Source organism: Paenibacillus sp. FSL H8-0168 (genome assembly GCF_038592955.1).
Classification (GTDB): domain Bacteria; phylum Bacillota; class Bacilli; order Paenibacillales; family Paenibacillaceae; genus Paenibacillus; species Paenibacillus polymyxa_B.
In genome coordinates, this window is the sequence record NZ_CP151948.1 from 133,482 (window position 1) to 155,719 (window position 22,238).

Annotated in this window: 25 protein-coding genes and 1 riboswitch; of the genes, 12 read left to right on the forward strand and 13 right to left on the reverse strand. The window is 45.9% G+C overall.

Translation table 11 applies throughout. The features are described from left to right. Positions 1-15: 15 nt before the first annotated feature. Entirely contained in the window at positions 16-717 is a 702-nt protein-coding gene (rluF, locus tag MHI21_RS00530) for a 23S rRNA pseudouridine(2604) synthase RluF (protein ID WP_069290781.1), read from the forward strand. A 135-nt stretch (positions 718-852) separates the two neighbouring features. Here rluF and motB read toward each other — a convergent pair whose 3' ends face one another. After that, positions 853-1,680 carry a flagellar motor protein MotB gene (gene motB / locus MHI21_RS00535; protein ID WP_342419191.1) on the reverse strand — a complete coding sequence of 276 codons (828 nt, stop codon included), beginning with the start codon at positions 1,678-1,680 and terminating at the stop codon, positions 853-855. After that, positions 1,673-2,467 (reverse strand): flagellar motor stator protein MotA, encoded by a 795-nt coding sequence (motA, locus tag MHI21_RS00540; protein WP_025723780.1) that lies wholly within the window; start codon positions 2,465-2,467, stop codon positions 1,673-1,675. The genes motB and motA overlap by 8 nt, the downstream gene beginning before the upstream one ends. A gap of 187 nt (positions 2,468-2,654) precedes the next feature. Here motA and MHI21_RS00545 point away from each other — a divergent pair, with 187 nt between their 5' ends. Together MHI21_RS00545 and MHI21_RS00550 are read left to right on the forward strand one after the other, a co-directional pair. Continuing rightward, positions 2,655-2,948: a hypothetical protein gene (locus MHI21_RS00545; RefSeq protein WP_342419192.1), complete on the forward strand. Its 294-nt coding sequence runs from the start codon at positions 2,655-2,657 to the stop codon at positions 2,946-2,948. A gap of 117 nt (positions 2,949-3,065) precedes the next feature. Continuing rightward, positions 3,066-3,365, forward strand: a complete 300-nt coding sequence (locus MHI21_RS00550; protein WP_007428083.1) for a 4a-hydroxytetrahydrobiopterin dehydratase — start codon at positions 3,066-3,068, stop codon at positions 3,363-3,365. 78 nt (positions 3,366-3,443) lie between these two features. Here MHI21_RS00550 and MHI21_RS00555 read toward each other — a convergent pair whose 3' ends face one another. The 4 genes from MHI21_RS00555 to MHI21_RS00570 all read right to left on the reverse strand — a co-directional run bounded on the left by MHI21_RS00555 (position 3,444) and on the right by MHI21_RS00570 (position 8,027). Further along, positions 3,444-3,950, reverse strand: coding sequence for a GNAT family N-acetyltransferase (locus MHI21_RS00555; RefSeq protein ID WP_061831816.1), 507 nt, complete (start codon positions 3,948-3,950; stop codon positions 3,444-3,446). Between the two features lie 305 nt (positions 3,951-4,255). Further along, positions 4,256-4,756 (reverse strand): C40 family peptidase, encoded by a 501-nt coding sequence (locus MHI21_RS00560; protein ID WP_061831815.1) that lies wholly within the window; start codon positions 4,754-4,756, stop codon positions 4,256-4,258. 5 nt (positions 4,757-4,761) lie between these two features. Then, positions 4,762-4,899, reverse strand: a riboswitch (cyclic di-AMP (ydaO/yuaA leader). A 276-nt stretch (positions 4,900-5,175) separates the two neighbouring features. After that, entirely contained in the window at positions 5,176-6,003 is an 828-nt protein-coding gene (locus MHI21_RS00565) for a hypothetical protein (RefSeq protein WP_342419193.1), read from the reverse strand. Between the two features lie 11 nt (positions 6,004-6,014). After that, positions 6,015-8,027, reverse strand: coding sequence for a M1 family metallopeptidase (locus MHI21_RS00570; RefSeq protein WP_165179783.1), 2,013 nt, complete (start codon positions 8,025-8,027; stop codon positions 6,015-6,017). Between the two features lie 124 nt (positions 8,028-8,151). Between MHI21_RS00570 and MHI21_RS00575 the strand changes: the two genes are divergently transcribed. Continuing rightward, positions 8,152-8,658, forward strand: coding sequence for a YwhD family protein (locus MHI21_RS00575; protein WP_010346553.1), 507 nt, complete (start codon positions 8,152-8,154; stop codon positions 8,656-8,658). A gap of 409 nt (positions 8,659-9,067) precedes the next feature. Here the strand turns inward: MHI21_RS00575 and MHI21_RS00580 are convergent, their stop codons facing one another. Then, positions 9,068-9,157, reverse strand: coding sequence for a putative holin-like toxin (locus MHI21_RS00580; RefSeq protein ID WP_341162602.1), 90 nt, complete (start codon positions 9,155-9,157; stop codon positions 9,068-9,070). A gap of 326 nt (positions 9,158-9,483) precedes the next feature. On the opposite strand from MHI21_RS00580, the gene MHI21_RS00585 reads away from it, so the two are divergent. After that, positions 9,484-9,990: a PTS glucose transporter subunit IIA gene (locus MHI21_RS00585; protein ID WP_165179784.1), complete on the forward strand. Its 507-nt coding sequence runs from the start codon at positions 9,484-9,486 to the stop codon at positions 9,988-9,990. 99 nt (positions 9,991-10,089) lie between these two features. Here the strand turns inward: MHI21_RS00585 and MHI21_RS00590 are convergent, their stop codons facing one another. Further along, positions 10,090-10,839, reverse strand: a complete 750-nt coding sequence (locus MHI21_RS00590) for an MBL fold metallo-hydrolase (RefSeq protein WP_341162601.1) — start codon at positions 10,837-10,839, stop codon at positions 10,090-10,092. Between the two features lie 141 nt (positions 10,840-10,980). Here MHI21_RS00590 and MHI21_RS00595 point away from each other — a divergent pair, with 141 nt between their 5' ends. Next, positions 10,981-11,526 carry a histidine phosphatase family protein gene (locus MHI21_RS00595; protein WP_341162600.1) on the forward strand — a complete coding sequence of 182 codons (546 nt, stop codon included), beginning with the start codon at positions 10,981-10,983 and terminating at the stop codon, positions 11,524-11,526. Positions 11,527-11,581: 55 nt separating this feature from the next. Then, a complete protein-coding gene (locus MHI21_RS00600) occupies positions 11,582-11,935 on the forward strand; it encodes a hypothetical protein (RefSeq protein ID WP_165179802.1) in 354 nt (117 codons plus the stop codon). A 389-nt stretch (positions 11,936-12,324) separates the two neighbouring features. Here MHI21_RS00600 and MHI21_RS00605 read toward each other — a convergent pair whose 3' ends face one another. Both MHI21_RS00605 and MHI21_RS00610 read right to left on the reverse strand, forming a co-directional pair. After that, positions 12,325-13,137 (reverse strand): pentapeptide repeat-containing protein, encoded by an 813-nt coding sequence (locus MHI21_RS00605; RefSeq protein WP_341162599.1) that lies wholly within the window; start codon positions 13,135-13,137, stop codon positions 12,325-12,327. Between the two features lie 118 nt (positions 13,138-13,255). After that, positions 13,256-13,648 carry a VOC family protein gene (locus MHI21_RS00610; RefSeq protein WP_165179787.1) on the reverse strand — a complete coding sequence of 131 codons (393 nt, stop codon included), beginning with the start codon at positions 13,646-13,648 and terminating at the stop codon, positions 13,256-13,258. A gap of 118 nt (positions 13,649-13,766) precedes the next feature. Between MHI21_RS00610 and MHI21_RS00615 the strand changes: the two genes are divergently transcribed. Beyond that, positions 13,767-14,816, forward strand: coding sequence for a hypothetical protein (locus MHI21_RS00615; protein WP_341163743.1), 1,050 nt, complete (start codon positions 13,767-13,769; stop codon positions 14,814-14,816). 135 nt (positions 14,817-14,951) lie between these two features. Further along, positions 14,952-15,416 carry a hypothetical protein gene (locus MHI21_RS00620; protein WP_028542587.1) on the forward strand — a complete coding sequence of 155 codons (465 nt, stop codon included), beginning with the start codon at positions 14,952-14,954 and terminating at the stop codon, positions 15,414-15,416. A 145-nt stretch (positions 15,417-15,561) separates the two neighbouring features. Here the strand turns inward: MHI21_RS00620 and MHI21_RS00625 are convergent, their stop codons facing one another. Next, entirely contained in the window at positions 15,562-17,619 is a 2,058-nt protein-coding gene (locus MHI21_RS00625; RefSeq protein ID WP_341163742.1) for a PBP1A family penicillin-binding protein, read from the reverse strand. A 282-nt stretch (positions 17,620-17,901) separates the two neighbouring features. On the opposite strand from MHI21_RS00625, the gene speE reads away from it, so the two are divergent. Further along, a complete protein-coding gene (speE, locus tag MHI21_RS00630) occupies positions 17,902-18,729 on the forward strand; it encodes a polyamine aminopropyltransferase (RefSeq protein WP_341163741.1) in 828 nt (275 codons plus the stop codon). Positions 18,730-19,001: 272 nt separating this feature from the next. After that, positions 19,002-20,294: an MFS transporter gene (locus MHI21_RS00635; RefSeq protein WP_165179789.1), complete on the forward strand. Its 1,293-nt coding sequence runs from the start codon at positions 19,002-19,004 to the stop codon at positions 20,292-20,294. Between the two features lie 214 nt (positions 20,295-20,508). Here the strand turns inward: MHI21_RS00635 and MHI21_RS00640 are convergent, their stop codons facing one another. Both MHI21_RS00640 and MHI21_RS00645 read right to left on the reverse strand, forming a co-directional pair. Next, on the reverse strand, positions 20,509-21,090 hold the full coding sequence (locus MHI21_RS00640) for a TIGR00730 family Rossman fold protein (protein WP_342419194.1): 582 nt from the start codon (positions 21,088-21,090) through the stop codon (positions 20,509-20,511). 13 nt (positions 21,091-21,103) lie between these two features. Further along, positions 21,104-21,418 carry a MazG-like family protein gene (locus MHI21_RS00645; protein ID WP_342419195.1) on the reverse strand — a complete coding sequence of 105 codons (315 nt, stop codon included), beginning with the start codon at positions 21,416-21,418 and terminating at the stop codon, positions 21,104-21,106. Between the two features lie 267 nt (positions 21,419-21,685). On the opposite strand from MHI21_RS00645, the gene MHI21_RS00650 reads away from it, so the two are divergent. Continuing rightward, positions 21,686-22,165, forward strand: coding sequence for a DinB family protein (locus tag MHI21_RS00650; RefSeq protein ID WP_342419196.1), 480 nt, complete (start codon positions 21,686-21,688; stop codon positions 22,163-22,165). Positions 22,166-22,238: the final 73 nt, after the last annotated feature.

A 22,238-nucleotide genomic window follows, 5' to 3' on the forward strand; every position in this document is an offset into this window, starting at 1 on the left:
TGGAGGGTACACAGGTTGCGCATTAACAAGTTTATCAGCGAAACCGGTTTTTGCTCGCGCCGCGAGGCGGACAAGCTGGTAGAGAGCGGCCGCGTGACGATTAACGGCGAAGTGGCTGTGCTGGGTAGTCAAGCGGAAGAAGGCGATGATGTTCGCGTAAATGGCAAGCCACTGCGCGAGAAGTCCGATCACGTCTACATTGCATTGAACAAGCCGGTGGGCATTACAAGTACAACCGAGAGCCATATTAGAGGCAATGTTGTTGATTTTGTGGGGCACCCACAGCGGATATTCCCGATTGGACGCCTGGATAAGGATTCGGAAGGTCTCATTTTACTTACCAATGATGGGGACATTGTAAATAAGATTTTACGGGCAGAAGGCAAGCATGAGAAAGAATATATCGTAACGGTGGATCGCCCTGTTATACCGTCTTTTGTGCAGGGCATGTCCAGCGGGGTGAAAATACTCGGCCAGCGGACGCTACCTTGTGAGGTGACGCGTGTATCTGAGTATGTATTCCGTATTATCCTGACTGAAGGAAAAAATCGTCAGATCCGGCGTATGTGTGCTGCCTTCGGTTATGAAGTTAAAAAACTGCAACGGCTGCGAATCATGAATATTCGGTTGGGGTCCCTTCAGAAAGGTGCCTGGCGTGACCTGACAGAGGCTGAGAAGCAGGAGCTTGGCCAGATGCTCGATTATACGCTTAGCTAATGTCAGAGGGGCTTTGTATAGCCTACAGCGTATGATCGTCGTATCTGAAGGGCCAGAGTACAGGAAACACTAAACAAAGAGGCACCAGCTGCATAAAAATGCGGCGGTGCCTTTGTTCATATAACATATGCATAATCAACCTTCATTCGAGCTTGAGGTAGGACTGATAACTTGTGTTCCGTTCTGATATTTGCGGAGAACAGATATTTCAACACGACGGTTTTTGGCGCGTCCTTGACCATCTTGATTGCTTGCCAATGGACGATACTCGCCATAACCGATGGATACAAACTTGGTTGGATCGAGATCTGGATTGAGCAACAAGATACGCAAGAAATTCAGAGAGCGCTGGGCGCTCAAATCAAAGTTGGACGGGAACTGGCTGTTGGAGATCGGTACATTATCCGTGTGACCCGATACGATAACATCATATCCAGGGAACTGCTGGAGCATACTAGAAATGGACTTGGCCAGCTTTCTCGCTCCCGGTTTTACTTCGGCTTGCCCGGATGAAAACAGGGCATTATCACTAATGGTGATCATCAGCTGTGATTGGTTCAGCTTGGTATTCAGCAGAGGTGACAGGCCGTTATTTTGAATATATTGATCCATCTGTTTTTTAAGCTTTTTTAAATCTTCTTCTTCCCGCTGGGCAAGCTGTTTTTGCAGTTCAGAGGTAGAAGTAGCTTTCGATTTTAAGGGTTGTGATACTTGTTCTTTATTTTTGCCCATATCCATGGATTGTGACGACGGATTCGCGGCCGAGTGATCCAGCACGCCAGTGCCGCCACTAAAAGCTGCACTCAGGGATTGAGCCATAGTTTCAAATTTTTTGGCGTCGAGCGAGCTCATACCGAATAAGACAATGAAAAGAGCCAACAGAAGGGTCATTAAGTCGGAATATGGCAACAGCCAGCTTTCGTCAGCATGCTCTTCATGCGGTTCATGTCTCTTTTTACTCACTGGAATCGCCATCCTTCTGGGTCATCGTAGCCCGTTCGGTCGGAGTCAGGAAGATCGTCAGTTTCTGACTGATGGCAATCGTCGATATCCCCGATTGAATGGAAAGCAGACCTTCGACCATCATTAATTTAAGCTCCACTTCTTTTTTGGATAACCGTTTCAGCTTGTTGGACATCGGATGCCACAGGACATAACCTGTAAAAATACCGAGCAACGTCGCAATGAAGGCTGCTGCAATGGCATGAGAGAGCTTTTCCATGTCACTAAGGTCAGCCAGAGCGGCGATCAGACCTACAACCGCACCGAGTACCCCGAGCGTTGGAGCGTACATACCGGCTTGGGAGAAGATCAGTGCGCCAGAGCGATGTCGATCCTCGGTAGCGTTGATATCCTCCATCAGAACGTCCCGTACGAATTCTTGATCATTGCCGTCAATAATCATTCGCATGCCGCCACGCATAAAGGGATCGTCGATTTCCTCTACCTTAGACTCCAAGGCGAGCAGACCTTCACGACGGGTAATGGATGCCCACTCGGTAAACGTACCAATGAGCTCTTTGCGGTCTAACAGTTTTTGTTCGGTGAAAATAACCTTGAACAGCTTCGGAATCCGTTTGATTTCTGCCATCGGGAAGGCCATAAATATACTCGCTGCCGTTCCGACGAAAATAATCATGTAAGCAGCGGGATTATTGACCAAATTGACGACCGGAGCGCCTTTTAAGATCATCCCGACGACCAGTGACACAATCCCGAGCACAAGTCCGATAATGGTTGAAATTTGCATGATACACCTCATCCATGAGAATAGATTTTGAATCCTTTCATGCCGCCGGGGTCGTCCTTGCCCCAAGCGCGTCATTACAAGACGGATTATAGTATTTATCGACAAAACTCTCTTTTTTGTTAAGTGCGAATTTCCGGTATAATAAGGTGATTATGTATTGAATGGCGGAACCATTGGAGGAAATGGCATGGGAGTAAAGCATGGGCGTGAGTATGAACAAATTTTGAACGATTTTACAGAGGCTGTGGGGCGCATCCCAGATAGCTATGAATTTTTTGAGATGGAAGCAGAAGATTGGGACAGGCTGGACCCGGCGGGACGTCAGGAAGTCAATGAAGCTTTGGCAGAAGACTTATTTTATGCACTGGGTACAGAGCCCACAATCACTGTAGGGAGTAGCGTTGTGATCTATGAGCCGGAGCAGCATCGCATCTATGTACTTATTGGGGACGAGGAGCTGACGTCAGTCCCTTTGATTTGAGGTCCGTCTTATGGATTTATCAACGGGGCCGTGGTAATATGTACACCAATATATCGTAGTTTTGGCCGTATTTAAGCGGTCGAAAGGCTTCCGTATAAACGGGGAGGAGTTCGTAACATGCCTTTTACACAAGAAGAGATTGAAGCACATCTGGAGAAACTGGAGGGCTGGGAACTGGAGGAAGGACGTTGGATCGTTCGAAAATATAATTTTTCCAGTTTTATGAAAGGGATTGCATTCGTGGATGAAGTTGCCGCTATATCTGAAGCATTCAATCATCATCCATTTATTACGATTGATTATAAGACCGTGACTCTGCGTTTGACCTCTTGGGACGACGGCGGTATTATGGCCGTGGATATTAAGGAAGCCCAACAATATAATGAAGCTTTTGAAAAAATGCGCAGCAGTCATTGAGCTTGTAATGATCTGTCGTATGATGATAAAAGCGCCTTCGCTATACAACATCGTGGTTGTATGCCGAAGGCGCTTTTATCATAGAATCTGGGTTGGGTGCTCGGGACGATATACCATACAATAAAATGGTTTTTTGCCATCAGGAGTCTGGCGTTCATAGGTATCTGTAAGCTCAAATCCAGCCGCCTTGTAGGCCCGGATAGCGCGCCCATTCCAAGTGAGCACCTCTAGATCAATTTCATTCTTCGGGTTGCGTCGTTGAGCTTCCTCTGCAATGGCACGGACAAAATCAGAGCCTTTGCCATGTCCGCATCTGTCAGGATGCATTCCAAGACCTAGCCGGGTCACACCGATCATAGGAAAATATTGAGCAAATCCCGTCAGTTTGTTCTCTTTATCCAGTACGGCAACATATTGCTCTTGGCGAAGCGTGGGACTTCCAAATTCGACTTCAAGCGCCTTCATTTGTTCCCAGGGGAGCCAACCGTATATGTTATAAGGTGGATCATAGTGCCACTCACAGATTGCAGCCGCTTGATGCTCGTCCATCGGTACGATCCGATAGTTGGATATTGAGGCCGGCATGTGTTCCATCCTCCTTTTACACAGGTACTTCAATCATTAACAACAGATTGTAGACAAGTTGCAGAGGAATGGCAAGCGTGTTTATTTCATACCTAAGTCGGGTATACATTCAATAAGAAGGAATTACTGCTCATATGCTCCCCCAGCGGTGACGGTAAAACCGACGATGTTCGCTACAATTGAAACCTTTTGAGGTCTCAGTTCGTCAGTAAAGATAATAATTGCTGATGTTGTGGACATAAAAAACCGCAATTCGATTCCGGCCAGAATCAAATTGCGGCTAGGGTTAGCTTGCTGTGCGTTAGTTATTCTACGTTATCGTCATCAGGAATATCTGAAGCTACAGAATGGTAAGCGTCTGTGCTCATAATTCTTTTTGCACCGACATAGCGGTTAGCGTAATAATTTTCGTTCAGTGAGCTAACTACTACACCACGTGAAGTCGAGGAGTGGGCAAATTTCCCTTCACCTACGAAGATACCTACATGGGAAATGCCTCTTCCTGTGGTGTTGAAGAACACCAGATCCCCAGGTCTCATTTCATCGCGGGATACAGAAGATCCCATTTTGAATTGTGATCCGGATTGATGCGGAAGTTTAATTCCTAGTTTGTTGTATACGTACATTGTGAAGCCGGAGCAATCGAATCCCTCGAGTGTAGTGCCTCCGCTTCTGTAGTTCGTTCCTTTGGCATCTTGAATGACCTGGTCCATCTTAGAGTCTGCATATGCACTGCCGCCACCGAATGTAAAAGATGTAAAGGCAATGGCAAGACCCATAGCTGCGATCGTTAGCTTCTTCTTCAAAAAAAATATACCCCTTCCAATGCCTGCGAGGTTAGCTTAAGGATTCGGTAGAAGGTTCCCCTATGACCACTCTGTTGCGAGATCAATTCACCCAAACTGGTTCCCCCGCTTCCTAGGTGCCAGGAATTAGGCTTAACTTAAGATGTGCACCTTGGAGAGCAGTATTCACAATAACGTTATTTTTGAGATAAAGGTTACAATAAAGATTACAAAGTTGTTACTATCAGTTCACTGCGATTATTGTAACAAAGACGGCTGGCTTTGGCAAATGTTTCATTACAAAAAGTTACAAAAAAAATCTGCTCCTAATGTCCCAGGAACAGATCTTGTTAACAGTATTCAGTTATGTGTCGTTTGCGCGAGTATGAATCAAGGTTTTTCGACAGACGGAAATGAAGTAAAAAACATAAAGGCAGGGCTTAGCTTCTACTAGAGATATCGGTATGCCATAGTCTGTACTGCGAACTGATATGCCACAGCCTGACCAGACTAGTAACAAAATGATACGATTGCTGGAGAATGAGCGCCAGCATGCCAGTCCAAATCATCGCCACGGTGCCAAATAGACCGAAGACCAGCAGCACACAAGCACCGAGCAAAAGGGATATACCGACAGCTGGGAGGAGCTGGCGAAAGAAGGCGAGCAGGGACGATAGTATGGCGTGACCACCGACAGTACCCAGTTGCATATACAGGATGCACTGCCGAATGAACCATCCGTATGCCATCCATCCAATGACATAGGGCAATAAATGCAGCAGATAAGAGGAAGATTGAAGTGCTCCTGCTACAATAGGGTAGAGTCTCGGTACTACCCAAAAGGCGGGAAGCAGCAGCAGTCCCAACTCGATGGTGTAATACAACAGCGACGACATGCCATGGCGTTTCATACCCTTGAAAAAGGACAGGCTTTGCGGTTCAGTCGCATCGGTATGCAGACTTTGATATATTCCGGCTCTAATGAAGGGAGTGATCAGTATGCGTAGTACAGTCGCCCCTAGTAGTATCCACAAATACACATGTACTTCCCGGCTGTCCATCAGAGCAATCTGACTCTCCATCCAAAATAAGGTCTGTCCCAGCTCGTTTTGACCCTGATCAGGATAACGGAGCAATAGCGGGATAACGGCAGACTGCACCAGCCGATAGATAAACACCCCCCACAGTAGTCGATACAGAAATAAAATGATAACGATATAGAATCGTATGCGCACCAGCGCCCAGCCCTCTTTTATAACAGTCCGCATCTATAGACACCTCACCATGACAGACTTCCAAGCAGTGTCTCCAACAGCTTGGTTACACTTACACTCCAACGGGTTTGTTGCTTTTCGTCCAATTCGGCTTTTAGGCTATTGTTAATATGCTTGTTCTCCAGTGCAATGGTATATAAGGGATCAAGGGTTACATAGGAAACGGGAGAAGTACTTTTGATCCGAAAAGTTGTGCTTTTCCCCGCGCCGTCCCAAGCCTTGAATATCGTGGTACCATCCTTGAAGGTAAATTGGACAGGGATCTTGGGATAATCCGCCCCTTTTTTGCTGACCGTCACGACTGCTTCATATCCATTCTCCAGCTTGTGGTTTGTGATGTGATCCACTGAAAAGTCCGCCATCTGGCCGTCATATACATACTGTTCAAAATAGTGGCTCCATGAGCGTCCGGTGACTCTCTCCACGATACGTTGAAAATCCATTGAGGACGGATGCTTAAATCGGTACGTCTGGACGTAGGTCCGCATAATGCGATCCATTTTTTTCATACCCACCTGACGTTCAATGCCCCGTAGGACCAGCTTGCCTCGAGAGTAGGCATTTTGCGCGTACTCAGCAGCTGAGCCGTACTTCCATGACTCACGGTTTAGCGGCTGTGGGGAGGCTACCTGTCCCGATTGTAATGGCAAGTTAGGGGTAAGCCCATATTCTTGCTCCATAAGCCGCTCCTCTGCATAGGAGGTGAAGCCTTCATCCAGCCACGGCTCCTCAAATTCATTATTGGCTACCATTCCGTAGAAATATTGATGTCCAATCTCATGAACTAATGTCCGTTCCAGACTATAGCCAGGATTCAGATTACCCGCAGCAGCGGCCGTGATGAGTGTCGGATACTCCATACCGCCGGCTCCATTGCCTGATTTGGGTGGAACCACGATGGATAGGGTGGAATATGGATAAGGCCCGTACCATTTGCTGTAGTACGAAAGGGCGGCCTTCGCAGCGCTCATATAGCGCCCTTTGAGCTCCTTGTGCGACGGGTCAAGGTAGAGCTTGATTTTGACACCAGGGACTTCAGCAGAAGAAAAGGGTTCTTCTACGGTTACAAAGTTGGGTGAAGCGGACCAGGCAAAATCGTGTACATCATCGGCATAAAATTGATATATTTTTTGGCCGTTCTGTCGGACGGCACCACGGGTGGGAAATCCGGTCGCTGCTACGATATGAGTTTCAGGCACCCGAATCCGTACGCTGTAAATTCCAAAATCGGCATAAAACTCGGAGTTACCATGATACTGGTGGAGGTTCCAGCCCTCCTCGGCGCGTCCACGTTGTCCTGCAGTCTCGTAGACGCTGAGCTTCGGGAACCACTGTCCTGCCATTACAAAATCATCTGTCGCACCCATACGAGCGAAGATGGCGGGCAGTTTTACCTCAAACTTCATATATAATGTGATTTCTTCGCCACCTCGTACCGGCTTGGGTAGACGCACCTTCACGAGCGAACGGTCGCCTGCGTTACCGTCATCTGGCTGCACATATTGGATGCGGTGCATGAGAGATAAACCGTCTTCTGTTTTTAGTTCAGTCAGCGTCATGGAGCCAAAGCCGTCTTTGGGCATGGTATCTCCGCGCAGCTTTCCACCGGATTCCTTCATAAAGGTAGTTTCCATGGAAGAGAAGGCATTCGGGTATAGATGAAGATACAGATCATTCACGGTTTTCTTGCCCGGATGCTTCCAGGTCAGTGTCTCAGTGCCTCGCAAAACCTGTCCTTTTTCCAGAGACACATCAATGTGGTACTCTACCACCCTCTTGCTGAGGATTTCTGTAGCGGGCTGTGGAGGGTTCTTGGGCAGGTCAGGCAGGATATTTGCCCCTAGAGGCTTGCCCATATTTGGGGCAAGCGCAGACTCAGACAGGGAGCCGTATAGTGGTTGGCCTATGGACTGCGGGTCGGATTGCGGTTGGGGCTGCCAGGCAAACCATAACGTCCCTGCGAGGAGACCGAGGGCTAGTGTAGACAATAAAACGATTTTAGTGCGTGCTGGGGTCATACAATGGATACCTCCCGTTGACAAGCATCTACAGCATGTATATGTTTGCTTTCAGGAGATTATTAGTTAAAATATTTATAGTGTAGAATGAGTGTGAAGACGGAAAATGGAGGTCTAGTGACGCATGAGTGAAAATCAGCCGGACGGCAAAAAACAGATTGCACTGAACATTGTCAGTGGCAAGAGTAAACATAAGGGTTTCGGCGCAGGCTCAATCGACCTGAACAGCATGTCTCCCGTTATCATTGACCGAGGAGAGGCGAAAATTGATATCGGTGCCATGCATGCCAAAAGTAAAGTAGAACGTGGTATCAAGTTCTCTACGAATAAAGAGGATGTACCGAACGGACGCCAAGTATGGCTCGTATGGGTAGCCGTGGATCGTACGCCCGAAGGGCGTATGTACGGCGGTGCCACCGCCTGCGAGATGCTGATTGACGACGAAGCCAAACGCGGCTGGAAAATCCTCGCCGATCACGTCAATCGTATGGATTATGCGCTCAAGCGTCGTTTCATGCTGGAGGATCTCGGAAGTGAGGATAAGGCAGCACTTAAAAGTCTTCTGATTTCTCATAACGAGGAATGGTGGGACGCTTCGCCTGAGGAATTGAAGCAGGCGCTGGAAGGGTAGGCCCAACCTTAACACAGTAATAATATTGTAAAAAAGCAGCCACATCTGTGGGCTGCTTTTTTTATTGCGAAGGGTGTTAAAGAGTTTTGAACTTACAATGAGTTATACTAAAGGTGCTTTTTCCTATGAGAAGCAACCAAATTAGAACCTCTATTTAAGCTTTGTGTTACCTTTAGTTGTAAGCTTTAAGACCTCATAGAATATGTACCGGACAAGTAAAATAGCAGAGGAAATCAGTAAAATATTTGAAGAAAAAAACTGTATTTACGTTATAAAATGAGCTATACTGAGGTAAGAATAGTAAAGGAGTCGTGCGTCAACACGGCTCCAGCATATAACAACTGCATAAAGAGCAGTCGGCCAGGTAAGATAAGGTCGGATATAGACCGTATTCCTTAGTCAGAGCGGTCTATTTCTTTTTCACGTAGGTAAGCAATGCCAGAATGAACATGCCAAACATGATCATCAAGGAAATCGCGTCTTTAACCTCCAAGGGCATCACCTCCCTTCGGGGAGACTAGCCGACCGCTCTTTTAGCCGTATGTTGTACTAGCAAAGTATACCATAGAACAATCGCTTTTAAGAGTGAAAATACTTAAATGCGTAATTGTGGTAACAAATGACCCGACTAAGATAGACATTATCTTAGCCGGGTTATTTTACGATGGTAGCACCTTGACATCCTGAACAGGCATTCACTATAATTCAGATAGAAATCGCTTCCACTTTTCTTTTTATTTATTTTGTGGAACCGGTTCCTTGAAATGTGTAGCTAAGTCCCATTCACTGTTTATGAATGTAATCTCTAAATAAGGTGGCATCGTTATGTTTAAATGGTTGAAAAAGAAGGCGGCTCCTCGTATTGAACAATTCGACATGGTAGCACCAATCAAAGGAAAAGTGGTTTCCCTTGAAGAGGTTCCAGATCCTGCGTTCTCTACGAAGGCTATGGGGGAAGGCATCGCTATTCATCCGACTGAAGGTAAAGTCACTGCTCCTTTTACGGGTAAAGTCGTTCACGTGATGGAGAAAAGTAAGCATGCTCTGATCATTGAGCATGAATCCGGTGTACAGATTTTGATACATGTCGGGATTAACACAGTTTCCCTCAAAGGACAAGGGTTTAACCCTCACGTTCAAACAGGAGATAACATTAAAGCAGGGCAATTACTGATGGAGTTTGATCTAGACGCGATTCAACAGGGTGGCTTGCCTGTAATTACTCCGGTAATCGTTCCAGACGGGCAAGAGATGATCAGTCATGTGGAAATCTTGGAAGGTACATCTGCCTCTCCAGAAGTCCCCGTATTAAGAGTTCACTTAAAAGCTTAGTTCTCATTCAGAAAAGACTAACCAGGAATTCCTGGTTAGTCTTTTCTTTAGATGATTCACTGACTGGTCAAGGATCGGGTATGACCATGTGATCAAAAGCTAGGATTCACATATTTCAGATATCCGCTGATTACAATTGCCTTCGTACAGCCCTCCATGAAAGCAAATCACTTTTTTAATATCATATGGCAGCAGGTTTTTAAGAGATTCTTTGGCCATATTGAAATCCCAGCAGTATTGCGGGTCTGGAGCCAATAATTTGCCGCTTAATACGCGTAGAGCATCTCCTGCAATCAGGGTTTGACTGGATTTATGATAGAAACTTAGGTGTCCTGGTGTATGTCCAGCAGTATCTATAACTACGATCCCCCCACAGAAGGGTAATTCCTCTCCGGCAACGATGGTGGAGTTTACAATAGCCTTTGGGGGATTTTCAAGTGTACGCCGGAATGCGTGTCTCCACTCTACCGGAACGGATTCGGGCATGGCGCTTACAGCTTGATCTATTGCTTCTGGAGTCAGCTTTATAAGCTGTTGTTCTCCCTGTATATAAGGCTTTTCGATAGAACTGGCTAATACTTGAACTGGGGATGAAGAAGCCCGGATTATATCTGCTAAACTGCCGATATGATCAAGATCCTGGTGTGTTATTAATATGAAGGTAAGTTTATGGATTGCTAATCCGGTGCCTAGAATAGCCTCATGCAAAAGTGAGAGTTGCCCGGGGTAAGCCGTATCGACTAAAATCATGTTATCTTCGTCCCACATTAAAGTGGGGTGAATACTCTCTATACTTCCCATAATGTTAGCAGAAACCTGGAGCATGTGTATTCCCTTGTCTAATTGCATCGAATCCCTCCCATAAGAGTTGATGTAATACAAAGGAATCGTATCATGAAATCTAAATATGTAAACCTATATTATATCATAAAAATAATTATTTGTAAATATGTAGAATTTTAAATTTGTGTGACAGTTAGGAGTGATGACGTGAAGAAAATTTATTTTGTCAGACATGCCCAAGCAACAGGACAGGAACCAGATGCCCGACTTACCGATGAGGGTACCCGACAAGCTGAGCAGTTAGTTGATTTTATGGAGAATGTAGGTGTGGAATATATTGTGTCCAGCCCGTGGAAACGGGCCGTGCGAACCATTCAGCCCTTGGCTGAACGGAAACAGTTGCAGGTGTATACTGATGTACGTCTTCAAGAACGGGTACTTAGCCATGAGCATTTGGATCATTGGCTGGACGTGCTGGAACAGACCTATTTGGACGAGGACTTGAAGCTGGAGGGAGGGGAATCATCCCGTGAAGCAGTAGATCGAGGAATCCAGCTTGTTCAGGAGCTTATAGAGCGGGCGGAAAAAACGGTTATCATTGTAACTCATGGAGCTTTACTATCTCTTCTCATTCGACATTACGATCCGCAGTTTGGGTTTGAGGACTGGAAAAAGCTTTCGAATCCCGACGTGTATTTGCTAGAACTGAAAGAAGCAGAAGCCAAGATTCACAGAGTGTGGAATACGGATTGAAATAAATAAAGCACGTTCATTAAGTGCAGAATGGAATCGAAAGGGGAGGCGCATGTTGAATGCAAACCGTTTTTTAGAATTAGAAAAGGCGTTGTTTCGAGCTTGGTCTTTGGAGTCTAGCTCTAAATGGACAGCAAATAATCCTGCGGCTGGACAATGTGGTGTCACAGCGCTTGTCGTTCAGGACAGGCTTGGCGGAGATATTTTGAGGACATGGCTGGATAGTGGCTGGCACTATTACAACCGCATTGGTGAGGATATTATGGATTTTACGAGGTCGCAATTTTCAAGCCTTCCTCAGTATCAGGATGTATACTCCAACCGGGAGGAGGCTTTTTCGGACACCAATGCAGAGCAGTATACAGCTTTAAGTCGGAGATTAAAGGAATTTTTTAACGAAGGAGAATAAGGGGATTTAAATCTGGATGCGTCATAAAGACGTGATTTTTGAACCTGATCCAATGGAAGGTACTTTTTGTTGCCAAATATACATTAAAGAGCTGAGTAATCAGTAAAATTTTTGAAGATAAAAGACGTATTTACGTTATAAAATGAGCTATACTGAGGTAAGAATAGTAAAGGAGTCGTGCGCTAACACGACTCCAGTATACAGCCACTGCTTAAAGAGCAGTCGGCAGTAGGGTCCAACAATAGACCGTTACCTTGGATCGGGGCGGTCTATTTCTTTTTCATGTAGGTAAGCAATGCCAGAATGAACTTGCCGAACATGATCATCAAGGAATTGAGATATTAATTACTTAATTACGTATTTTCTTGGAGAGTACTATAGAATAAACTCTAATGCAGCCAATGACCGGGAATGCTTAGAGAAGGGGGCAGTTTGGTTTTACAATTGCCCTTAGCCGAATTTAATTGCGCCTGTGTAAGAAAGATACTTCCTTCCAGATTAGCCCCACTTAAATCAGCATCTCTAAAATCCGTACCGATCAAGTCTGTCATTCTCAGATCAGCCTCTCGCAGATCAGCAGCAATAAGTAAAACTCCTCTCAGGTTGGTACCTCTAAGATTAGCGCCTCTCAAATTGGCCCCGATAAGGTCTCTACTCCTGATTTTTTTACTATATTTATTGTGCTCCACGTTTTTCTTAACTTTTTCTCGTACTAACTCACTTGTTTGTAAAAGTAAATCATTGACTAACGCCCTATGGGTTGGTACATGAAGATTTATGAGGGATTTTGGATCTTGATCCGTAAGCTGCTCGGTTTTCGCCATAGCTTTTTGTAAGTCTGTATAGATGGGATGAGTTTCTTTTAAGTTAAGGGCTTCATTGAGGTAATAAAGCATTTCATGAAGCTGTTGCATGATGGGAAATATATTGAACATTTCCTCAGCTATTGCCGGATCGTCTCGCCAGCTTTTTCCCTTGTATGTAACTTGGGAAACTTTTTGACCTGCTCCAAAGCAATCATATACCGTACAGCCTCGCAAGCCGTTGTTTCTTAGATTCTTATGAATATCACAACGATAATCCGCATTTAGGTTTTGACAAGGAGTTCCTCCATCCTTATTAAAAGCAAAATCAGCTGATTTTGCATAAGGCAAGGCTACACAGCATAAACCAAAACATTGTTCACAATTTGCACTATACAATAAACACACATCCTTTTACTGGCACCTATTAAACATAATATTACCAAAAAAAGATGAAACATGGTCTATTGTTTTTCTATAGACTTGTAGAGTCTGCTGGATCGTTTAGAGAAGAAATTTAGTCTTTTGCCAAATTCAATTGCCATGAAACACCGTATTTGTCTTCAACCCAGCCAAATTGTTGGCTTACGGGCGAGGCTTCAAGGGGCATTAGAACTCGGCCTTCCTGAGATAGCTGACCAAACACACGATGAATTTCTTCTTCCGATTCACAAGTGACGAATAGCGATAGAGCTGGGGTAAAAGGGTGTTTGTCCTGATGGTTATAGTCTATAGCCATAAAGGTTTGCCCTTTGAGGTTGAATACGGCATGTAACACGGTCCCATCTTCCTGATGAAAAATGCTCATGATACCAGACGGCTTAAATACAGAGGTATAATATTGCATGGCTTCTTCTGCTTGACCGGAGAACATGAAAAATGTTGTGATTTTTGGACTGGAATCATGCATGAGACCAACTCCTAGATTGTATCGTAGATGATAACATCTTTCCTCTTTTTTAATAGAAATATTCAGCATTAGAGAAGTGCTTCATGAAGACGTACACATGTGAAAGGAGAAAGACAGGATAATGGACGCGACAGCAAGACTTATGGATATGTTCGGCTCAGCTAAGAAGCTGGATGCCAGCATCATTTCTGCCTATACGGATGTGGTTGCCCAATATGGGACAGTGGAGGATGCGTGGGAGTTATATAGGCTTTTTGTAGAAGATCCCCATCATTATATCCGGGGGTTGCTCCTTCAGCCGATCATGAGATGCGGGGATGTTACTTTGGCGCAGGATATGTACGAGCGTTACGTCCGAAATCAGGCATCCCCAGAACATATACCTGACGGTGTGCTGTATGCGCTAGGTTATTTGGGTTATGTGGAGGCTGCTGCTGATCTCGTCGCTTTGGTGAACGGACCGTATGGAGCTGTGTCTGTGGATGCCTGTTTGGGACTGGTACATCTTCCATGCGAACCGTATCGTGAGAAACTGGCGGCTGAATTGGAAAAAGCGCTGGATCAGAATTTGTTTAATGAATTCTTACCTCTGTTAAGCTTCAAATGCACGACTGAAGATATGATTCCGCGATTGGTACATTGGGGAGAGCAACATGCTTCCGTAGACTGTAATGCAGGAATTATTGCTGGAATCGCATTGTTTGGAGAAGGGCAGAAGGATACGATTCGATCTATCCTGTGGAATCCGTTTTGGGAGGCTCATGGAACGGCTACAGGCAGTTGTGTGTGGTCTTATTTTGCTATGCAGCACGTAGGGCTAACCTTTAGGGAGCTTGTTCAGGATATAAAAAGCAACGATGCATCCAAAGAAGATGTACAGGCACTGGAATACCGTTTGGACGTGCTATGTGAGATGTTGGAACTCAAGCTAAGCTATACAGCCCGACCGATCCGGTTCGCTCGCAGCAATGAGGAATCATTTGGTCAGCTATATAGCGATTTGTTTAGCTGGTCTAACGAGCATCACGATGACTCTATTGTAGGCTGGATGAACGAACAGTTGGGGGTTGAGCACCGACTGTTGGATCAGTATGATGAGCTAAGGAAAAAAATCGAGATTAAAATGGTGCATGAAATTGAGCTGGAGCATGTTCGGACAGGGAGTTAATCGGGTCGGGATATAAGAGTTTTTGATGTAAAAGGACGAAATGGCGGAGTTTGGCGGCGATATGGGGATTCGCCCAGTCCGCGGGCTGATGTCCCGCATAGGATACATCAGCCTAGAACACAAGGAGTGAAACACATGTCTTTACTGCCACAAGTTCCTTTCGGAACGCAACCGGGTACTCCGGGTCCTTTCACGCCGTCAGGTCCTTCGATTCCACAGTTTCCTGATATGCAGGATTCCTTCCCATCTCCGATAGGTCCGCCACCAGGCCCAGGACCATTTTCGCCACAGCCGTTCTCACCGCCGCCGCAGGGGCCATTCGGTCCGCAAGGTGGGCAGCAAACTCAAGCACCAACTTCCCCACCACCGCAATTTACGCCACCGAAGCCGCTGGTTTCGGCGTATGCGGTTGACCCTGGAGCCATCTTCGGTTGTTTGTTCCGCAACACGTTTGTATGGCTGACGAATGGAGAGCGTTTCTGGATGTACCCTGTCTTTGTAGGCAGGACATCCGTAGCGGGTTTTCGGTGGAGTGGACGTTTTTGGTTTTATTATGGTGTAGACACTAACCGTATTGAGTCGTTTAGCTGTTATTGGTAATAGCGCAGCTTTAGGGAAGAGCGGGGCTTAACGGGATGATGGCTGATGGCACTGTCAAGAGAGGTAAATGGGCACATGAGGTAAGTGAAGCGAAAATTAAAAGACTGAGAGAGCGCTCATCGCGTTCCCCCAGTCTTTTTTTCTATTAATCCATCCACCAACGTTTAAAATTGCCCCACCATGATTTCTTTTCGGCTTGTCGCTCCGCTTGGTCAGTTGGTGTTGATGCCGGTGGGTTATCTTGCCCCGACAGCGTCTCCTTCGGCTCCGTGCCGCTGACAAATACCTCCAGCCGCTTATCCGGGCTGTCCGGTGCAGCCAGTTTGCCGCTGGCCGGATCAATATAAGCGCTGACTACGCCGTCGGGGATAGGAAAGATTTTGGGCGGCACATTCTCCAGCGCTTTCTCCGTATATTGCGCAAAAATCGGAGCCGCCCGTCGGGCATCCTGTGTGCTGATGTCCTTGCCCTTGTCATAGCCAACCCAGACAGCGGTGGATAGTTCGGGGGTAAAGCCGACCATCCACGCATCGGTGTTGGTCGTGCCGCTCTTGCCAGCAACCGGGCGCTTGATCAGCTTCGCGACCCGGTTGCCGGTGCCGCCTTCTTCGAACACGCCTTCCATGAGGCGTGTAAGGACATAGGCGGAGGCGGGCTTCACCACCTGCACGGGCGCGGCTTGGGGCGCTTCGTACAGCGACCGCCCGGCCGCATCGGTGATGCGCAGCACTGCCACCGGAGCCACCTTTTGCCCGCCGCTGCCGATGACCGAGAAGGCGGAGGCCATCTCGAACGGGCTGACGGGCGACACGCCCAGCGCCAGCGAGGGTACGGGCTTGAGCTCGCTTGTAATGCCCATTTTGCTGGCGAGATCCATGACCTTGTCCGTTCCCACCTTCAAAATGGTGCTAACGGCATAAATATTATCGGACGCCGCAATTGCGCGCCGAAGATCTATTTCGCCCAAGTATTTGTCTCCAAAATTTTTGGGCTTATAGGTCTTGCGGTTGTTATCGTAGTGGAACAACGTCGGTCGGCTTTCGAACTTGGACGTACTCGTCAATTCGCCGGAATCCAGCGCGCTCAGATACATAATCGGCTTGAAGGCTGAGCCCGGCTGCCGGGTTGTGGCCAGCGCATGATTATATTGATTTCCGACATAGTTCGTTCCGCCGACCATGGCCTTGACATGTCCGTTGCGCGGGTCCATGGAGATTAACGCGGTTTCCAGTCCGTTGCTGTTCTTCATGCCTTCGTTTACAGCCGCCTCGGCTGCCTGCTGCATGTGCATGTCCAGCGTGGTATAAATGCTCAGGCCGCCATGCTCAAGCACCCCTTCGCTAATCCCAAGTTGATGAGTAGCCAGCTGGCGAACGTAATCGCGGAACCAGGGAGCGGCTTCCACTGTCCGGCGCTGGCTCTCGGGCCGCAGGGCCAGCATTTCCTCATAGGCCTTGGTGGCTTCAGCCGGAGTAATCTTGCCAGTGAGCGCCATCGAGTCCAGTACAATTTTCTGCCGATCCTTTGCATTTTTCATATGATTATACGGTGAATAGTAGGTCGGTCCTTTCGGAATACCTGCTAACAGGGCGCTTTCGGCCAAATCCAGATCTTTTGCGGATTTACCGAAATACATTTGCGAAGCTGCTTCAATGCCATAGGCGCCGTGACCATAGTAAATTTCGTTCAAATACATTTGCAGCAGCTCATTTTTGTTGTACTTCATTTCAAGCTGTGCGGTATAAATGGCCTCCTTGGCTTTGCGCGTCCACGTTTTCTCATGAGATAAGTACAGATTGCGTGCAAGCTGCTGAGTCAGCGTGCTGGCCCCTTGCGACATATCCCAGCGGGTCAGATTAACGATTACCGCCCGGCCCAGACCTTTGAAATCAAAACCAAAATGATCGTAAAACTTCCGATCTTCCACAGCCAGGGTAGCTGCAATCAAATTGGGTGAAATGTGATCAAGCTGGACCGGAATGGATTCCTTGCCTCCGGCAGAGAAAGTGGCGATGACTTGCCCCTGACTATCAAGCAGACGTGAATTCCGATCCGTATCGGCGAGCGGAAGGCTGGTCGTGTACAAATAGGCGAGCAGGATGCAGGCGGCGATGACCGTCAGAATAGTGAGAGACATCATTCCTTGAAAGCATCGAAGCCAAAGCGGTTTACGCTTGGGGGATCGCCCGGTCGTATCGGTCATCATGCCACCTCCTTCCATAGTTGATGTTCTCAGTATAGTCAATCCGAAAGCGTCTATTCATCAGATGCACATACGTATCTACTTTAAACAAGATTAAATCTTCAAATTGCTTTTGCAGTCCATTCAGGTATCACTTATAATGCAAAAAGTGTGAAATTCCAATGTGTTTGGTACAATAAATATAGCAAACTCGGCGTTTGCGTGTTGCTGATATAAGGAAAGTCAACGTTTATGCTACCGGATTGCCGGACACATACTTTGATCAGAAAGAAGGTTGGAATGATGGACTTGTGGTTTACGGAGAAGCAGACTCCCTCTTTCGGCATTACAGCAAAAATCAAACAAACCTATGTCTCTGAGAAAACGGATTTTCAGGATCTGGCTATGATCGAGACAGAGGAATTCGGCAATATGCTTGTTCTGGATGGCATGGTGATGACAACGGTTAAAGATGAATTTGTGTATCACGAAATGGTAGCACATCCGGCCTTGAATACACATCCGAATCCGAAAAAAGTTTTGGTTGTGGGCGGTGGCGATGGCGGCGTTATTCGTGAGGTCATCAAGCACCCTGAAGTAGAAAAGGCGGTATTGGTTGAGATCGACGGTAAGGTGATTGAATATTCCAAAAAATATTTGCCTGAAATCGCAGGGAAGCTGGACGAGCCTAATGTAGAAGTGCTAGTCAATGACGGATATATGCACATTATTGAACACAAAAATGAATACGACGTCATTATGGTCGATTCGACGGAGCCGGTAGGTCCGGCAGCCCCTCTGTTCGAGCGCGGGTTTTACCAAGGTATTTTTGAAGCGTTGAAGGAAGATGGCATTTTCGTTGCGCAAACGGATAATCCTTGGTTCAAGGCAGACCTGATTCAAAAGGTCAACAAGGATGTGAAGGAAATTTTCCCGATTGTGCGTGTATATGGTGCGAACATTCCAACCTATCCGAGTGGTCTATGGACATTCACGTTGGGTAGTAAGAAGTATGATCCGCTCGAAGTAGACGAAACCCGAATTCCAGAGATGGAAACCCGATATTATAGTCCGCGTTTGCACAAAGCGGCGTTTGTACTACCTAAGTTTGTAGAGGATTTAACGAAGTAAACATTTTAAGAAAAAGCGTCTTAGTGGTCTTTATTGCCTGTTTTTGGGTGGAAAGGAGCGCTATAGGCGCTTTTTTGTGTTGAATAAGATTTAAAAATGGCCATGAAAGCATACTGGACACTGAATTTCCTTTTAAGATAAAAGAAGGAAATTTAAGGGTGTGTGTAGAATATACAAAAAACCAGACATTTAACAGATTTGTAATGTCAACAGGGACGGTTTGGTTATGGAAATACATAAATCGGCGATGTACCAAAGAGGGGGAAACTTTTTTGATCAGACGCTCTTTTTATTACCTGTGGGGGTCTCAGACGATCTCCAATGTAGCAGATATCATCTACATGTTGAGTGTAGTGGTATTGGTGTTCAGTTCAAGTAATTCCTTAATGACGACTATTTTAATTCCGTTGTTCCGATTGTCTGCTCAAGTGCTTAGTGGGCTCGTTGCACCAATAGTCCTCGGTCGATTTCGGCTGACACGAGTGTTGCTATTTTCCCAGTTTGGACAGTTTGTCATCTTTACGCTTCTGCTGCTTTATTTGTGGATCGTACCTGAGCAAAGGTCGTTTCTGTTTATTTTTGTGATGGTGTTCGGTATGTCTTTTCTAGATGGCTGGACAAATCCTGCGCGTAATGCGCTTGTACCCCGTTTGGCTACGGGGGAAGGACTAATGCGTGCCAACGGCATGGTAGCGGTCAGTGATCAGGTGGTCAGGTGTGCAGGCTGGGCGTTGAGCGGAATTATTGTGGCTTGGCTGGGTTCCCTGAATACGCTTGTGATTGCATCCTGTTGTTATCTGGTGGCTGTAACTGTCACGTCTTTCATTCGTGATCCGCTGGATCAGAAGGAATTAAGCCTTGAAGCTTCGGATTCCTCGACAAATCTAGTAGAACCTGCAAAGGGAAAGGAAAAAGGCTCTCATTGGAAAGAGCTTGGGGAAGGCTGGAAAATCATTTGGCACAACCGTCGTATTCGTTCTCTGATGATCGTCGATAGCGTGGATAGTATCGGGGGAGTCTCCTGGCTTGGGGTATTTATTTTGGCCTACGTCAGCCAAGTGCTGCATCGGGATGCGAGCTGGTGGGGCTTTATGAATGCGTCCTTTTTCTCGGGCACGATTTTGGGTGGATTGATCGTCGTTGGCTTGGTCAAGCGATTGCAAAAGAACAGCTTTTTATACATGCTCGGAGCGTTGCTGGTGTATGTACTGATTACAATTGTATTTGCGCTGAATACAATTCCCGTTGCTGCGCTTATTCTTTTTGCTATATCAGGCTTACCTGTTCAAATGGCGGGGATTATTCGCCGCACCTTGCTGCAAACCAGTGCACCGGCAGCCCAGCTGCCCAAAGTCATGGCGGGAATTGATGTGCTGACCAATCTCGCTTTCGGCCTGTCCTTGTTATTCATGGGCTGGTATGCAGACCGTTTCGGTATGGTGCAGGTGTATTTGTTGGCTGCGGTTATGACGACCATTGCTGTCTTGATCGGCTGGTTGTATCGACGTGATTTTCAGGAAAGTGAGCAAATGGACCATCCAACCGCTACGGGCGCTGGGATTTAAAATTGGGGTTCTCGTTAGGCGTGACATCATTCATTGGATGACTACATAATTAAATGCAGGTGTAAAAGTGAACGTGACGATTGGGGAGAATAAAAGCCTGCAATTCTCCTCAATTTTACAGGAACACCACTGGAATAACGTTGACGGTGGTGTTCCTTTTATAACTATTAAATTAATTGGTATGTCTGTTGAACAGTATGTGCCATTCCTAATGTCAGGTCCGTTTGCTCGTGAGATATGTTTTGACGGCAGGAGGAGTGTAGTTGGTAAATTGCCGCAGGATTCCTTCCGGAGTAGTGTCCGTAATTACCATCGCACGATATTTTTCCTGCATAAATTGCTCCTCAGCCATACGATCAAACAAGGAAATAAGAGGATCGTAATAATGGTTAATATTTAAAAGACCGCATGGCTTTTCATGCAAGCCTAATTGCGCCCATGTGAAAATTTCAAAGTATTCTTCCATTGTACCTGGGCCACCTGGTAAAACAATGAATCCGTCCGCAATCTCTGCCATTTTAGATTTTCGTTCGTGCATGGAATCAACAATGATTAATTCGCTCAGGCCATTATGTGCAATTTCACGGCTTTGCAAAAAGTGAGGGAGCACACCGATGACGCGACCTCCTGCATGAAGTGCCGCGTCAGCCACTGCACCCATTAAACCAACACTTGCTCCTCCATAAACCAGGCTTATTTCCTGTTCGGCAAGTGCCTTGCCCAGAGCAACAGCATGCTCTCGATAAATCTCAGACGCTCCATTACTGGAACCGCAAAAAACAGCAATGCTTTTCATATGAGATTCTCCTTTATGTATATCTTTTTGCAAGTTTTTGCTGGTGTGTTCGGAATATATCCTCTAAGGTGATGTCATACTTGTTGGCGATCACGATGAGATTACCCAGTACGTCTCCAAGTTCTTCGGTTAAATGTTCCTTGTTCTCCTCGAATGAACCATCGAGCTCATCAGGCCGGTCTCTGCCGATCTCCAGGGCGCGAATAGCTCTCGCAACCTCCCCGGTTTCCTCTGCCAAGAAACCAATTCGGACGAAGATATCCAAATCCGACCAGTTTCTCTCCTGATAATATTGCTTGACCCACTTTTGAAATTCATTAATATCCATATTCAGCCTCCCAAGTGAAACCCATGCATAGGTGTTGGCTATGCACAAACCATAAGGTTTAGATGAAACAGAAACGTTTGTTCGTGTTTATATTATATAATATGAGAGCGTATTTTTTCAAACCGCTATTCATCGTGGTTTCTATTTGTTTTCTCTAGGTTGTTTTCGTAAACTTTGTTGTTTTTGCGTTATATATAAGAGCATATTCTTGTTGAAATAAATTTGGTATAATTTATCTACGAATAGAAGCAAAGGGGTGGAGCTTTGATGAATTCAGTTGATTTAATGATTTTAAATTTTGAAGAAATTAGATGTAGAAGTATAAAAGTATGGAAAGCTATACCTAAAGAAATGTTAAATTGGAAGCCTGATGAAGATGCTCTTACTTGTGCTGAAATGATCAGACATTTATTACAAGGTGAGTTTCTCTTTCACCAAGTTCTTATAGGGAGAGGTAGTAAAGCACTATCTAATTTGTTTAATCCCTTTGAAGCAAAAAAATTCACATCAGTAGATGATGAACTTGAATTTGCACAGCCTTATCGTGAGGAATTCTTGAGATATGTTAAAACAATTAGTATAAACGACTTAGAAAATATAGAAATAGACCTTTCTGACACAGGTGGTTATGTTAAAACACTTGGGGGAATGTTATTACGCATTGCTTACCACGAATCTGTTCACACAGGTCAGTTGTTAAACTATATGAGAACAATGGGAATAGACCGCCCTAAGATATGGGATTGATATTGACTTTGTTAAAGTCTTGTTTTTATGTAACCCAGAAGCCTTTCGAACTGTTATATGTTTAGATTTTGGT

Excerpts from the sequence above, each read along its gene's own strand:
- MHI21_RS00610 (WP_165179787.1), bottom strand. The coding sequence starts at position 13,648 with ATGCATGATTCCAGTCCAAAAATCACAACATTTTTCATGTTCTCCGGT.
- MHI21_RS00625 (WP_341163742.1), bottom strand. The coding sequence starts at position 17,619 with ATGACCGATACGACCGGGCGATCCCCCAAGCGTAAACCGCTTTGGCTT.
- motA (WP_025723780.1), bottom strand. The coding sequence starts at position 2,467 with ATGCAAATTTCAACCATTATCGGACTTGTGCTCGGGATTGTGTCACTG.
- MHI21_RS00650 (WP_342419196.1), top strand. The coding sequence starts at position 21,686 with ATGAATTCAGTTGATTTAATGATTTTAAATTTTGAAGAAATTAGATGT.
- MHI21_RS00580 (WP_341162602.1), bottom strand. The coding sequence starts at position 9,157 with ATGCCCTTGGAGGTTAAAGACGCGATTTCCTTGATGATCATGTTTGGC.
- speE (WP_341163741.1), top strand. The coding sequence starts at position 17,902 with ATGGACTTGTGGTTTACGGAGAAGCAGACTCCCTCTTTCGGCATTACA.
- MHI21_RS00575 (WP_010346553.1), top strand. The coding sequence starts at position 8,152 with ATGAGTGAAAATCAGCCGGACGGCAAAAAACAGATTGCACTGAACATT.
- MHI21_RS00550 (WP_007428083.1), top strand. The coding sequence starts at position 3,066 with ATGCCTTTTACACAAGAAGAGATTGAAGCACATCTGGAGAAACTGGAG.
- MHI21_RS00555 (WP_061831816.1), bottom strand. The coding sequence starts at position 3,950 with ATGCCGGCCTCAATATCCAACTATCGGATCGTACCGATGGACGAGCAT.
- MHI21_RS00590 (WP_341162601.1), bottom strand. The coding sequence starts at position 10,839 with ATGCAATTAGACAAGGGAATACACATGCTCCAGGTTTCTGCTAACATT.
- MHI21_RS00640 (WP_342419194.1), bottom strand. The coding sequence starts at position 21,090 with ATGAAAAGCATTGCTGTTTTTTGCGGTTCCAGTAATGGAGCGTCTGAG.
- MHI21_RS00565 (WP_342419193.1), bottom strand. The coding sequence starts at position 6,003 with ATGCGGACTGTTATAAAAGAGGGCTGGGCGCTGGTGCGCATACGATTC.
- MHI21_RS00545 (WP_342419192.1), top strand. The coding sequence starts at position 2,655 with ATGGGAGTAAAGCATGGGCGTGAGTATGAACAAATTTTGAACGATTTT.
- MHI21_RS00645 (WP_342419195.1), bottom strand. The coding sequence starts at position 21,418 with ATGGATATTAATGAATTTCAAAAGTGGGTCAAGCAATATTATCAGGAG.
- MHI21_RS00585 (WP_165179784.1), top strand. The coding sequence starts at position 9,484 with ATGTTTAAATGGTTGAAAAAGAAGGCGGCTCCTCGTATTGAACAATTC.
- MHI21_RS00620 (WP_028542587.1), top strand. The coding sequence starts at position 14,952 with ATGTCTTTACTGCCACAAGTTCCTTTCGGAACGCAACCGGGTACTCCG.
- MHI21_RS00570 (WP_165179783.1), bottom strand. The coding sequence starts at position 8,027 with ATGACCCCAGCACGCACTAAAATCGTTTTATTGTCTACACTAGCCCTC.